This is a genomic window from Alloalcanivorax marinus (genome assembly GCF_016906305.1).
GTDB classification, from domain to species: domain Bacteria; phylum Pseudomonadota; class Gammaproteobacteria; order Pseudomonadales; family Alcanivoracaceae; genus Alloalcanivorax; species Alloalcanivorax marinus.
The window spans coordinates 47,178-60,337 of the sequence record NZ_JADDOL010000017.1 but is presented as its reverse complement, the minus strand read 5'-3'; the positions used below and the strand labels follow the sequence as shown (position 1 = coordinate 60,337).

Below are 13,160 nucleotides of genomic sequence, written 5' to 3'. Positions count from 1 at the left end.
GCCGGATTCATGTCTCGAACGCTGGATTACGCCAAGGAACTCATCCGCCGCCCCTCCGTCACGCCGGAGGATGAAGGCTGTCAGGACTGGATGATCGAAAAGCTGGAAGCGCTGGGGTTCCGGTGCGAAACCCTGTGGTTCGAGGAAGTGCGTAACCTGTGGGCCCGGCGTGGCGACGCCGGCCCGCTGTTCGTGTTCGCCGGCCACACCGACGTGGTGCCCACCGGCGCGGTCCGGCAATGGCGTCATGACCCCTTCGCCCCCACCGAGGAAAACGGCCAGCTCTACGGCCGGGGCGCGGCGGACATGAAAGGCTCCATCGCGGCGATGATGGTGGCGGTGGAGGACTTTGTCGCCGCCCACCCGGACCACGCCGGCAGTATCGGCTTTCTGATCACCGCCGACGAGGAAGGCCCGTCGGTGAACGGCACCGTGAAGGTGGTGGAGGCCCTGCAGGCCCGGGGCGAAGCCATCGACTACTGCCTGGTGGGCGAACCCTCCTCCACCGACGCCGTGGGCGACGTGATCAAGAACGGCCGGCGCGGCTCCCTGGGCGCCGTGCTCACCGTGAACGGCGTGCAGGGCCACGTGGCCTACCCGCACCTGGCCCGCAACCCGGTGCACGACGCCGCCCCCGCCCTGGCGGAGCTGGCCGCCACCGAATGGGACCGGGGCAACGACTTCTTCCCGGCCACCAGCTTTCAGATCTCCAACATCAACGCCGGCACCGGTGCCACCAACGTGATCCCCGGCACCTGCGAAGTGGTATTCAATTTCCGCTTCTCCACCGAGCTCACCGAGGAAGAACTGCGCCGGCGCACCGAGGCGGTGCTGGACAAGCACGGCCTGGACTACCAAATCGAATGGAAGCTCTCCGGCCAGCCCTTCCTCACCGACCGGGGCGCTTTAGTGGACGCCACCGTGGCGGCGATCCGCGACGTCACCGGCCGCGACACCGAACTGTCCACCGCCGGCGGCACCAGCGACGGCCGCTTCATCGCCCCCACCGGCGCCCAGGTGGTGGAACTCGGCCCGGTCAACGCCACCATCCACAAAGTGGACGAACACACCGACATCGCCGACCTGGACACCCTCACCCACATCTACCACCGCCTCCTCCAAAACCTCCTCGGGGTCGGACCACGGTAACCCATTGATCTCAAGGTATTTTGCCGTTTTTTTCGAGGGTCAGGAGCGCCTTGAAGGACGATAAGGGCAGGGAAAAACGGCCTTTGGCCGCCGCTTAGCTACTTCGTGGATGTCTCCCGCATCCCCAGCACCAACAAATAAATCAGCCCCACGATAGGGATGAACGCCGCCACGAACCCCGCCGCGGTCGGCACCACCGGCTTCATCCCCTTATGCCGCGCGATCAGAAAGCTCAACAACGTACACACCAACACCCACGTCACCGCCAACGGCAACCACTCGCCATACTGCTCCACCATAACCCCTCGCTCGCCTCGCTCGGGTCGGACCACCCCAACCCTCTGATTGAAAAACCTTTTCTCGAGATCTCATAGCCCACGGCGCCCTCGGCGGGCGTTTTTTGCCGGGATAAATTCGCTTCTGACAGCGCGCCCTCTGAACCCTTGCCGCCGCTTTTCGACCCCGAAAATCTCATTCTAAGCGCCTAAACGTACGCCCGAAAAGGGAAAACAACAGAAAAATCAAACAGTTAAGTTGGTCCAACCCGAAGGCCGGGGCGGGGTGACGGTGTCGCCATTTGCGGCGGGGGGGCTTTGTGCTCTCATCGGGCCGTTGAGAGTCTTTGCCAGGAGCCCCCATGATCGAGTCCACCCCCGGTACCGTTACTGATTACAATCCGGCCACCGGCGCCGCCGTGGCGGAACTCAATCTGACCGATCTGGCGGGCCTGCCCGAACGCATGGCGCAGGCCCGCGCGGCACAGCGGCAGTGGGCGGCCAGGTCCTTCAAGGAACGCGCCCGCCATCTGCGTTTGATGCGCGACTACATCGTCGATCGGGCCGAGGACCTGGCCCGCACGGTGAGCGAATCCAACGGCAAGACCCGGGTGGACGCGCTCGCCACCGAGGTGCTGCCCTGCGCCCTGGCCTGCAATTGGTACGGCAAGCACGCCGGCCGGCTGCTGTCACCGAAAAGCCGCGCCGCCGGCCATTTGTTGTTCGCCAATAAGCGAACCACGGTGGAGCATCTGCCGCTGGGCGTGGTGGGCATCATCAGCCCCTGGAACTACCCCCTTTCGATTCCGTTCGGCGAAGTGGCCATGGCACTGATGGCCGGCAACGCCGTCCTGCTCAAAGTGGCCGCGGCCACCCCGGCGGTGGGCCGCGCCATCGAGCGAATCGTCGCCGCCGGCGAACTGCCGGACGGGCTTTTCCAGCATGTGGTGGGCTCCGGTTCGAAGGTGGCCACGGCGTTTTTCGAGAACGGCATCGATAAATTGTTCTTCACCGGCAGCGTGCCCGCCGGCAAAACCCTCATGGCCCAGGCCGCGCAGACCCTCACACCGGTGTCCCTGGAACTGGGCGGCAACGATCCCATGATCGTGCTCGCCGACGCCGACCTGGAACGGGCCACCAACGGCGCCGCCTGGGCCGGCTATCAGAACGCCGGACAAAGCTGCGGCGGCGTGGAACGCATCTACGTGGAAGAACCCTTGTACGACGATTTTGTCGCGCTGCTGGCCAGGAAGACCCGCGCCCTGCGCCATGGCCCGACCACCGACGAGATCAACGTGGACGTGGGCAGCCTCACCACGGAAGGCCAACTGCGAACCGTGCAGCAACATCTGGAAGACGCCCTCGCCAAGGGCGCCCGCATCGAAGCCCAGTCCCAAGCGGTGGGCGACGTGGAGCAAGGCTTCTTCTTCCCCGCCACCCTGCTCACCGGCGTCAACGACACCATGCTGACCGTCTGCGAGGAAACCTTCGGGCCGATCATTGCCGTGGAAAAGGTCGCCAACGCGGAGCAGGCCATCGAGAAAGCCAACCGCTCCAACCTGGCCCTGACCTCCTCAATCTGGACTACGGACACCAAAAAAGGCCGCGCCCTGGCCGCCCGCCTGGAAACCGGCGTCACCACCGTCAACGACCACCTCTACACCCACGGCCTCTCGGAAGCCCCCTGGGGCGGCTGGAAGGAATCCGGCATCGGCCGCACCCACGGCCCGGAAGGCCTGCTCGAAATGACCAACGCCAAGGTGATCAACTGGGACCTGCTGCCCGCCAAACGCAATCTCTGGTGGTACCCCTTCGACCAGGCCACCTACAAGGGCCTGCTCCACGCCCTGCGCTTCGCCTTCCCCACCGGCGTCGGCCAGTGGCTCGGCGCCAGCCTCAAGCTAACGCCCTTCCTGGTCCGCAAGATGTTCAGCAAATGGAAAGTGGATTAGGGCGTGTCACTTCAAGGGACTGACCCACCGGGGTCGGACCCCGCCAACCCTTTGATTTACCGGCGTTTGCGTTAGAAAAAGCAAGCGCATGGGGCCTTGAACGGCCCTTTTTGCCCCTGAAAATCAGGCTTTACCACTCCCCGACCGGAGAATAAGCAGAAGGCCGCTGGTCACGATGAGAGCAATGCCCAGCCAGGTCCAGGCATCCGGAAAATCGCCGAAAACCAGCCAACCGATGGTCACCGCGGAGACCATTTCCATATAGCTCACCGGAGCCAGCATCGGCGCGGGCGCGTGTTCGAACGCGCGGATGATCAGGAAGTGGGCAAGCGCACCCACCGCACCCATCACCAGCATCAGGCCCCAGCCCCCCGGGTCCGGGGAACGCCACACCCAGGGCACCACCAGCGACAGCACCGCCAGCCCGAACACCGCCGTGTAGAACAGCGTCACCGAGGGCCGGCCACTGCCGGACAGCCGGCGCGTGGTCAGTTGATAGAGCCCGTAGCTGACGCCGGCGCCCAGCCCCAGCAAATAAGCCCAGTGAAAGTGTCCGAACCCGGGCCGGATCACCACCAGCGTGCCGGCGAAACCCAGCGCTACCGCCAGCCAGCCGCGCGCGCCGGCGCGTTCACTGAGCAGAAAGGGCGCCAGGGCGGTACTCACCAGGGGGCCGAGAAACGCCATGGCCAGCGCATTGGCCAGCGGCAGGTAGGCGATGGCGCCGAAATAGCACAGCGTGGTGGCGAGCAGAAAAGCGCTGCGCACCATCTGCAGACCCGGATGCTTCGGAATCAGAGCGCGCACGGGCAGCCGCCAAAGCAGCAAGCCGCCGAGCAACAGAAAATGAAACAGGTAGCGGGCCCAGGTCACCTGCAGCACCGGGTAGACCTGGCTCAGATGCTTGGCCAGACCGTCCATCAACGGCAGGATGGCGACACCGGCGGCCATAAGAAGTATGCCGGTAACGGGCCGGGCCACGGCCCCGACAGATCCCCCCGGCGAATGATCAGACACGCACACCTCCCCGCACCACGAAATGGCAAAAGCCCGCCGCAATGTAGCACGCCCGCGATGATCCGGGTCAGACCCCGGTTACGCATTGATTCTCCGGGGGTTTTTTCTCATTTTTGACCCTGAAAACCAGCCGCCAAGGCGCCGTGCCCGCCCTTCTGGGCACCAGAAGCCCGGCAAAACAACCGGTTAGCGCGGTCCGACCCCGTGGGTGTAGAATCGGCGGTCCATTTGCCGCGATTTTGGCCTTATGACGCCCTGGTTTGGACTGGACCGACTCTTCTTTCTGTTGATTCGCGCGTTCATGCGCCTGTGCACGCGGATCCGTGCCCTGCCCGGCGATCCGGAGGAGCTGCAGCTCGATCCGGATAAGCCGGTGGTGTACGTGCTTCGCGACCGCTCCGTGGCGGACGCGGCGGTGGCCGATCAGGCGGCGCGGCGGCTCGGCCTGAGCGCGCCCAAGGCCTCCCTGACCCTGGGCAAGCAGCATCTTTCGCGCAGCTATTTCCACGTTTATAAACGGGAAATGTCGGTGGCCCGCCAGCGGCGCGCCATCACGCCGGCGCGGTTGCAGCGGCTGGTGGCCGGTCTCAAGCAGAATCCGGAGCTGGACGTGCAGCTTGTGCCGGTGTCCGTGTTCTGGGGCCGCCAGCCGGAGAAGGAAAACTCCCTCTGGCGAATCATCTTCTCCGACACCTGGGCGCCGCCGGGTGTGATCAAGAAATTCCTGATCATCCTCACCCAGGGCCGCGCCCTGTACGTGCAGTTCAGCTCACCGGTGTCCCTGCGCCAGGTGATGGACCAGTGCCGTTCCGACGATCAGGTGGTGCGCAAGACCTCGCGCATCCTGCGCGTGCACTTCCGCCGCCAGCAGGAAGCGGCCATCGGCCCCGACCTGTCCCACCGGCGCACGCTCAGCAACGCCATCATGGAAGCCCCGTCGGTGCGCGAGGCCATCGCCCACACCGCCGCCGAGAACAACGAGAGCGAGGACAAGGTGCTGGCCCGAGCGCGCGGCTACGCCATGGAGATCGCCGCCGATTATTCGCACACCGTGATCCGCGCCCTGGAGCTGTTCCTCAACTGGCTGTGGAACCGGCTCTACGACGGCATCCGCCTCTACAATCTGGATCACCTGACCCAGGTGGCCCGCGACCACGAGGTGATCTATGTGCCCTGCCATCGCAGCCACATCGATTACCTGCTGCTCAGCTTCGTGGTCTATCGCAACGGCCTGGTGCCGCCGCACATCGCCGCCGGCATCAACCTGAACCTGCCGGTGGTGGGCACCATCCTGCGCCGGGGCGGCGCCTTTTTCATGCGCCGCAGTTTCCGCGACAACCCGCTCTACGCGGCGGTGTTCTACGAGTACCTGCACAGCATCACCACCCGCGGCTTCTCCATCGAGTATTTCGTGGAAGGCGGGCGCAGCCGCAGCGGCCGCATGCTGCCGCCGCGTACCGGCATGCTGGCGATGACCGTGCGCAGCTTCCTGCGCGACGCGCGCAAGCCGATCGCCTTCGTGCCGGTCTACATCGGCTATGAAAAAGTCATCGAAGCCGGCACCTACATGGGCGAGCTGGGCGGCGGCAAGAAGAAAAAGGAATCGATCTTCCGGCTGGTCAAATCCCTGAAGGTGCTGCGCAGCCATTTCGGCCAGGTGCACGTGAACTTCGGCGAGCCGATCAAGCTGGTGGACCATCTGGACGACCACCGGGAAGGCTGGCGCAACGAAGAACTGGGCGTGCACGACACCCCGGACTGGTTCAAACGTACCGTGGACGATCTGGGCCGTGACGTGGTCACCGGCATCAACGCCGCCGCCGTGGCCAACCCGGTGAACCTGATCAGCCTGGCGCTGCTGGCCACCCCCAAGCACACCATGGACCTGCAGCAGCTGCGCCAGCAGCTGCAGCTCTATATCAACCTGCTCGACGAAGCGCCCTACAGCGAGCAGGCGCGGCTGGCGGAGACCGATCCGGACACCATCATCGAGTACGGCCTGGAGCACGAATTCCTGATCCGCGTGCCCCACCCGCTGGGCGACGTGGTCACCACCGACCCCAAGACCGCCCTGCAGATGGCCTACGTGCGCAACAACAGCCTGCACCTGTTCATCCTGCCGGGGCTGATCTGCTCCCTGTTCCTGAACGCCCGCAGCATCGGCCTGGACACCCTGCAGAGCATGATCACCCTGCTCTACCCGTTCTTCCGCAACGAGTACTTCCTGCACTGGCGCGAGGAAGAGGACCTGCCGGCGGCGGTGGAACGCATCGCCACGGTGCTGGAAGCCCACGGCCTGGTGACCCGCGAGGACCACTGCCTGCACGGCGCCGCCATCCACACCCACGCCTCGGACATGCTCGCCCATCTGGGGCAGACGGTGATGCCGTCCCTGGAGCGGTTCTACCTGACCATCCGGCTGCTGGTGCAGTACGGCGACGGCAAGCTGACCACCGACCAGCTTGGCGATCTGGCCCACCACACCGCCCAGCGCCTGTCGCTGCTCTACGAGTTCAATTCACCGGAGTTCTTCGACAAGGTGGTGCTGCGCAACTTTATCCGTCAGCTGCTCGACACCGGGCTGGTGTGGCTGGACGACACTCAACAGTTGCACTTCGGCGACAACCTGCGCGCCCTGGACGACGAGGCCCGCCGCATTCTCAGCCCGGACATCAGCCAGGCGATTCAGCGCGTCACCCGGGTGCCGCAGTTGGAAGAAGCCCTGGCGAAAACCGCCGAGCGTGAAAAAGAAGAGGCAAAACATCGGGACGGCAACCCGGCCAAGGGCACCGAAGCGGGGAAATAGGCATACGCCTTGGCCGATCGCGACTGAAGTCGCTCCTACGGGCACTCCCCCTGGCCGTAAGAGCGGCTTCAGCCGCGATCAGGCCGGCCCATAAACGTCGAAGCGTACCGTCTTGCCCTCGTGGCTGTGGTGCGGCGCCAGGCCGGCCAGCGGCGGCGCCTTGCGCGGCCGTTTCACCACCACCCGGCGGGCCTCCAGCCCGCGGGCCCGGGCCAGCAGGGCGGCCTCCTCCGCCTCATCCGGATAGGCGCACAAAAGCTGCAACCATTGCAGGTCCTGCTTCACCGCCGCGCTCTTGCCCCGCGCCGGAAACATGGGATCCAGATACACCGCGTGCCAGGGCCGGGCGGGCAGGTCCATCGCCGCCGCCTCCCCCGCCGGCAGCAGCGTCAGGCGGCTGGCCAGATCGGTGTCGGCGGCCCGGGCCAGACCATCCGCCAGCAGCCCGTGCAAAACCGGTTGACGCTCCACCAGGGTCACGTCGAAACCGGCGGCGGCCATCAGGGCGGCGTCCCGGCCCAGGCCGGCGGTCAGATCCAGCACCCGGTCCTTGCCGTCCAGCGGCCGGCCCAGGGCCTTGATCAAGCGCTCGTGGCGGGTGCGCTCGGCGGCCAGCCGGTAGCCCTGACGGCCGCCGACGAAGTCCACTTTCAACGGCAAAGCGCGGGCCGCCGGGTCCCACAGGGACAGGGCGCCGTCCTCGCCGGCGGGCCCGATCACCAGGGCCAGCCCCCGTTCCCGCGCCGCCTGCGCGCTCGCCACCGGCTCACCGCCGACGCCGGCGGGGGCGCCGGGCAGACGACCCAACCCACCGCTCATACGAACCAGAGGAACAGCACGGCGCCCAGCAGCAGCCGGTAGAGCATGAACGGCAGCATGCCGATGCGATCCAGCAGGCGCAGGAAGAACAGAATGGTCAGATAGGCGGTAACGGCGCTCACCACCACGCCCAGGGCCATGTGCGCCCAATCCACCGGCACCCGGCTTTCCAGCAGGTCCTTGGCCTTGAGCAGGCCGGCGCCGAGAATCACCGGAATCGACAGCAGGAACGAGAAGCGCGCCGCGTCCTCGCGGCGGAAGCCCAGGGCCAGCGCCGCGGTGATGGTGATGCCGCTGCGCGAGGTGCCGGGGATCAGCGCCACCGCCTGGGCCAGGCCGATCAGCAGCGCGCTGCCCACGCCCAGCTGGTCCACGCCGCGCCGGCGGGCACCCAAAATGTCCGCCAGCCACAGGGCGACGCCGAACACCACCGTGGTGGTGGCGATCACCGCCGCCGAGCGCAGTTCGTTCTCGATCAGATCCTTGAGCAGAAAGCCCGCCGCCACCGCCGGTATCGTCGCCAGCACCACCAGCAGGCCCAGCCGCAGGTCCGGATTGACGCGCCGTTCCACCAGGCCCTGGCCGGCGCCCCGGGTCATGGCCCACACATCCCGCCGGTAATAGACCAGCACCGCCAGCAGCGTACCCAGATGCACCGCCACGTCGAACGCCAGCCCCTGGTCCGGCCAGCCCAGCACCTGGGAAGGCAGAATCAGATGGGCGGAGCTGGAGATCGGCAGAAACTCCGTCAGTCCCTGAATCAGCGCCAGCATCAGCGCCTGAAAGTTGTCCATTCGGCGAGGTCCTTATTCGTGGGCGGTGACCTGGTAGCCACTCAGGAATTCCGGCGGCATCCGTCGCGGCTTGCCCGAGTCCAGGGCCACGCACACCCACTTGGTGCGCCCGCGCAGCAGCGTCAGGCCGTCCGCGTCGCGCACGATCTGGTAGCGGCGGGTGATGCTGATGCGCTCGTCGTTTTCCACGATCCAGGTGCCGATGCGCAGCTTCTCGCCCTGGTAGGCCGGCGCCAGATAGTCCACCTCGGTATGGCGCGCCACCATGCAGCGGTTGAGGCGCTGGTATTCGTCCCAGCCCAGACCCAGCACCTGGGTGTGCTGCCAGGCGATCTTTTCCATGTAGCGCAGGTACTCGGTGTTGTTCACATGGCCGAGCACGTCGATGGATTCCGGTGCCACCACCACTTCCAGTTCATGCACATTGGGCAGGTCCCACTCGATCATCGTCCCTCTCTCCTCAAGCATGGCCTGATCGCGGCTTCAGCCGCGATCAGCGCCGATATCAAACCACGCGGTCACGCAGGTACACCGGTTGCGCCTGCTCCGCCGGCACGGTGAGGCCGGCGGCCACCAGCGGCGCCGCCAGGCGGGCCACCGCCGAGGCTCGCGGCGCGGCGGCCTCGTCCACCGCCGCCAGGGTGACCCGGGCCGCCACCCGCTCCCGATAGACCGCGCCGGAGCCGGCCAGCAGCCAGTCCGCGCCGTCCAGGGCCGGCACGTCGTCCGGGTCGAACAGGCCGTCCGCCAGCAGGGTTTCCACGCCATCGGCGTGGCATTGATAGGCGCCCAGATACAGCTCGCCCATGCGCGCGTCGAACGCCGCCAGCACCCGCGGCCGGTCGGGGTGGGCGTCGAAGGCGGCCAGGGCGCAGGCGGCCAGGGTCGACACCCCGGCCACCGGCAGATCGCGGGCGAAGGCCAGGCCCTGGATCACCGAGGTGGCCACCCGCACGCCGGTGAAGGCGCCCGGCCCCTGGCCGAACGCCAGCGCATCCAGGGCCCCCAGACCGACGCCGGCCTCCGCCAGCAGGTCGTCCACCAGCGGCAGCACCCGCTCGGTCTGGCGGCGGGCACCGGGTTCAAACCGCTCCAGCACCTCGCCGTCGCGGTACAGCGCCACGGAACAGGCGTCGGTGGCGGTCTCAATGGCCAGAATGTGCGTCATTGGTTTGCTCTTGCGGGGCGGACGCGCCGGGCGCCTCGCCGGTTTGCGATGATTGCAGTCGTTGCGCCTGCAGTTTGGCGATGTGCGGAAAGAACCGCTGCACCACCTCCGCTTTGCGGGTGCGGGTCATGCCCGGCAGGCTGTCCAGAAACAGTTTGCCGTAGCCCTTGGTGACCAGGCGCGGGTCGCCCACCACCAGCAGGCCGGTGTCCTCCGGGTCGCGAATCAGCCGGCCGGCGCCCTGGCGCAGGGCCAGCACCGCCTGGGGCAGCTGGTAATCGCGGAAGGCGTTGCCGCCGGTGCGGTTGATGTGCTCGATGCGCGCCGCCGCCACCGGGTCCCCGGGCGAGCCGAACGGCAGCTTGTCGATGATCACGCAACTGAGCGCCTCGCCGCGCACGTCGATGCCTTCCCAGAAGCTGCTGGTGCCAAGCAGCACCGCATTCCCCAGACGCCGGAAATCGTCCAGCAGTTCCCGGCGCCCGGCTTCGCCCTGCACCAGCAGCGGGTAATCCAGCTTGGCGTCGCGCAGCAGCGCCGCCGCCTCGCGCAACGCCCGGTGGCTGGTGAACAGAAAGAAGGTGCGGCCCTCGGCGGCCTGGATCACCGGGATCATGGCCCGGGTCAGGCTGGCGGTGTAGTCCGGCGAGGACGGCGCCGGCAGGCCCTCGGGCACGTAGAACACCGCCTGGCGTTTGAAATCAAAGGGGCTTTCCAGCCGCAGGGTATCCGCCTCGTCCAGGCCCAGGCGCTTCTGCAGATGCTCGAAACGGCCGGCCACCGACAGGGTGGCGGAGGTCAGCACCCAGGCACAGGGGTGCTTCTCGCGCTGGGCGCGCAGCTGGGCGGCCACCGACAGCGGCGTGCTGTGCAGCACCACGGTGCGGCGGAAAGTCTCGAACCAGTACACCCGGTTGGGGCCGTTGGCGTCGAGGATCGATTTCAGCGTCAACACGTGCTCGGCGGCGCGCCGGGCACAGGACTCCAGGCCCCGGCTGGAGCGCGCCTGGGGCTCGAGAAAATCGTTCAGGTCGATCAGCGCGTCCAGCAGCGCCTCGCCGGCCTCTTGCACGGCGCTGATCTCGGCCACCTCGGACCAGGGCGCGCGGCGTTCCTGCTCGCCCAGGCTCAGGCGCAGGTCCTGGCCGGCCTTGTCCAGGGCGGACACGCGCTGGTTCAGCTCCGCCAGATCCAGCGCCGAGTGCGCCGCCTCGGAGAGCGCGTCCCGCCCCAGCTCCTGCACCTGGCGGGTGCTCAGGGAATCGCCGAAGAAGTTGGCCGCCACCTCCGGCAGCTGGTGGGCCTCGTCGAAGATCACCGTATTGGCGCTGGGCAGCAGTTCCGACACGCCCTCCCCGCGCAGCGCCGCGTCGGCGAAGAACAGGTGATGGTTGACCACCACCAGGTCCGCCTCCTGGGCCTCCTTGCGGGCGTTCATCAACGGGCATTCGCTGTATTTCGGACATTCGGTGCCCAGGCAGTTGTCCGCGGTGCTGGTGACCCAGGGCCACACCGGCGCGTCCTCCGGCAGTTGCTTCAGCTCGGCGATGTCACCGGTGCGGGTGCGCGGGGCCCAGTGCGCCACGATCTGCAGCTGTTCGGCGGTCTCCCGGGTCAGAAAACGGGCCTCTTCCTGGTGCAGCTCCAGCCGGTAGGGACACAGGTAGTTGGCCCGGCCCTTGAGCAGCGCCGCCTTACGCGGCAGGCCCAGCGCCTTGAGCACCATCGGCAGGTCCTTGAAGAACAGCTGATCCTGCAGGCTCTTGGTGCCGGTGGACACCAGCGTGGGGCCATCGGACAGCAGCGCCGGCAGCAAATAGGCCAGGGTCTTGCCGGTGCCGGTCTCCGCCTCCACCAGCAGGGTGCCGCGCTTGTCGATGGCCTCGGCCACCGCGTCGGCCATGCGCAACTGGGGTTCCCGCGGCCGGTAGCCGTGCAGCAAGCGACCGAAACGGTCGATGTCGTTAAGATAGTCGCGGGCGCTGTTCAATGGGAGTCTCGTGCGGCTGCGGGCTTGGCGATGCCTGGGCGCAGAGGATAGCGGATAACCCGGTTCACGCCCAATAGCACGACCCCTCAACAGGAAGACGGCATGGATCTTTTCTACACGCTGCTGATTCTGGCCGGCGGCGAAGGCCGGCGCATGGGCGGCCGCGACAAGGGGCTGGTGGAGGTGGACGGCCGGCCGCTGGTGGACCACCTGCTGGCGGCGGTGGCGCCGCCGGGGCCGGTGGTGATCAGCGCCAACCGCCATGCGGACGCCTATCGGCGGCGCGCCGACACCGTGGTGGGCGACCGCCGCGAGGGCTACTGCGGCCCCATGGCCGGGCTGGAGGCGGGCCTGGCGGCCTGCGGCGACGGCCCGGTGCTGTGCCTGCCCTGCGACCTGATGGCGCCGCCCGCCGCCCTGCCCGGCCTGCTGCTGGCCGGCCTGGACCCGGGCCGGGTGCGCCGGATCGAGGACGACCGGGGCCCGCAGCCGCTTTGCCTGGGGCTGCACGGCGAGCGCTGGGTGCCGTCGATCCGCGACTATCTGGACCAGGGCGGCCGCAGCGTGCGCGGCTGGCTGGAGCGGGTGCCCCACGACGTGGTGCGCATCGACGGGCGGCTGGAGAATCGCAACCGGCTGACGCCGGATCGCGACTGAAGTCGCTCCTACGACCGGGGTGAGCAGTAGCAGCGACTTCAGTCGCGATCAGGGGTTCGGGAAAACACCCCCAACAAAAAACGCCCGCGCGAGGCGGGCGTCTTCGATTCACCGAGGTGAAGCGGGATCAGGCGGTCACTTCCTGAATCTTCTTCATCAGCTGCTTCTGATCGTCGGTGGGCTGCGCGGACTGCAGCGACATCAGCTTGCTCATGTCGCCGTCGACCTTGATCTGGCCGCTCATGAAGCCCTGCATGCCGGCGGACTGGTCACCTTCGATGAAGATGCGCTTGGCCAGATCGGCGGGCAGGGTCAGGGTGGTGGAGGCGTCATCGTGCTGGCCTTCCTCGATCATGCCGCCGACCAGGGCCAGGTGCTTCTCGCCGTCGTCGGTTTTCACATTGATGTTGATGACCAGATCGGCAAGCGCCGCGGGGGCCTGCACGTCGCCGGCGGATTCACGGATTTCCTTTACCTTCGCGAACCATTCGTCGGACAGAAATTCCACGCTCATTGTTGTCTCCTTGGTTGAA

12 protein-coding genes are annotated in these 13,160 nt (G+C 67.1%); 4 read left to right on the top strand and 8 right to left on the bottom strand.

Annotated features, from left to right (window positions below; all coding sequences use genetic code 11):
- Positions 1–9: 9 nt before the first annotated feature.
- Positions 10–1,149, top strand: coding sequence for a succinyl-diaminopimelate desuccinylase (dapE, locus tag IM760_RS14115; protein WP_204430471.1), 1,140 nt, complete (start codon positions 10–12; stop codon positions 1,147–1,149).
- A gap of 98 nt (positions 1,150–1,247) precedes the next feature.
- Here dapE and IM760_RS14110 read toward each other — a convergent pair whose 3' ends face one another.
- The gene (locus tag IM760_RS14110; RefSeq protein WP_204430469.1) at positions 1,248–1,448 is read right to left on the bottom strand and encodes a hypothetical protein; all 201 of its coding nucleotides are present in this window, start codon (positions 1,446–1,448) and stop codon (positions 1,248–1,250) included.
- A 338-nt stretch (positions 1,449–1,786) separates the two neighbouring features.
- Here IM760_RS14110 and IM760_RS14105 point away from each other — a divergent pair, with 338 nt between their 5' ends.
- On the top strand, positions 1,787–3,376 hold the full coding sequence (locus IM760_RS14105; protein WP_204430467.1) for an aldehyde dehydrogenase family protein: 1,590 nt from the start codon (positions 1,787–1,789) through the stop codon (positions 3,374–3,376).
- Positions 3,377–3,499: 123 nt separating this feature from the next.
- Here the strand turns inward: IM760_RS14105 and IM760_RS14100 are convergent, their stop codons facing one another.
- Positions 3,500–4,357, bottom strand: a complete 858-nt coding sequence (locus tag IM760_RS14100; RefSeq protein WP_338021403.1) for a DMT family transporter — start codon at positions 4,355–4,357, stop codon at positions 3,500–3,502.
- A gap of 283 nt (positions 4,358–4,640) precedes the next feature.
- Here IM760_RS14100 and plsB point away from each other — a divergent pair, with 283 nt between their 5' ends.
- Positions 4,641–7,199 carry a glycerol-3-phosphate 1-O-acyltransferase PlsB gene (plsB, locus tag IM760_RS14095; RefSeq protein ID WP_204430462.1) on the top strand — a complete coding sequence of 853 codons (2,559 nt, stop codon included), beginning with the start codon at positions 4,641–4,643 and terminating at the stop codon, positions 7,197–7,199.
- A 78-nt stretch (positions 7,200–7,277) separates the two neighbouring features.
- On the opposite strand, the gene IM760_RS14090 is transcribed toward plsB, so the two are convergent.
- Genes IM760_RS14090 through IM760_RS14070 form a run of 5 tightly spaced genes read right to left on the bottom strand, consistent with a single transcriptional unit; the run spans position 7,278 to position 11,970 of the window.
- Positions 7,278–8,006: a class I SAM-dependent methyltransferase gene (locus IM760_RS14090; RefSeq protein WP_239549848.1), complete on the bottom strand. Its 729-nt coding sequence runs from the start codon at positions 8,004–8,006 to the stop codon at positions 7,278–7,280.
- 8 nt (positions 8,007–8,014) lie between these two features.
- A complete protein-coding gene (locus tag IM760_RS14085; RefSeq protein ID WP_204430458.1) occupies positions 8,015–8,812 on the bottom strand; it encodes an undecaprenyl-diphosphate phosphatase in 798 nt (265 codons plus the stop codon).
- A 12-nt stretch (positions 8,813–8,824) separates the two neighbouring features.
- Positions 8,825–9,259, bottom strand: coding sequence for an acyl-CoA thioesterase (locus tag IM760_RS14080; protein WP_204430456.1), 435 nt, complete (start codon positions 9,257–9,259; stop codon positions 8,825–8,827).
- 58 nt (positions 9,260–9,317) lie between these two features.
- Positions 9,318–9,980 (bottom strand): tRNA (adenosine(37)-N6)-threonylcarbamoyltransferase complex dimerization subunit type 1 TsaB, encoded by a 663-nt coding sequence (tsaB, locus tag IM760_RS14075; protein WP_204430454.1) that lies wholly within the window; start codon positions 9,978–9,980, stop codon positions 9,318–9,320.
- Positions 9,958–11,970 (bottom strand): DNA repair helicase YoaA, encoded by a 2,013-nt coding sequence (locus tag IM760_RS14070; RefSeq protein WP_204430447.1) that lies wholly within the window; start codon positions 11,968–11,970, stop codon positions 9,958–9,960. Before IM760_RS14070 ends, tsaB begins: the two co-directional genes overlap by 23 nt.
- A gap of 102 nt (positions 11,971–12,072) precedes the next feature.
- Here IM760_RS14070 and mobA point away from each other — a divergent pair, with 102 nt between their 5' ends.
- Positions 12,073–12,627 carry a molybdenum cofactor guanylyltransferase gene (mobA, locus tag IM760_RS14065; protein ID WP_204430445.1) on the top strand — a complete coding sequence of 185 codons (555 nt, stop codon included), beginning with the start codon at positions 12,073–12,075 and terminating at the stop codon, positions 12,625–12,627.
- 127 nt (positions 12,628–12,754) lie between these two features.
- On the opposite strand, the gene IM760_RS14060 is transcribed toward mobA, so the two are convergent.
- Positions 12,755–13,141, bottom strand: a complete 387-nt coding sequence (locus IM760_RS14060) for an SCP2 sterol-binding domain-containing protein (protein WP_204430442.1) — start codon at positions 13,139–13,141, stop codon at positions 12,755–12,757.
- Positions 13,142–13,160 lie beyond the last annotated feature (19 nt).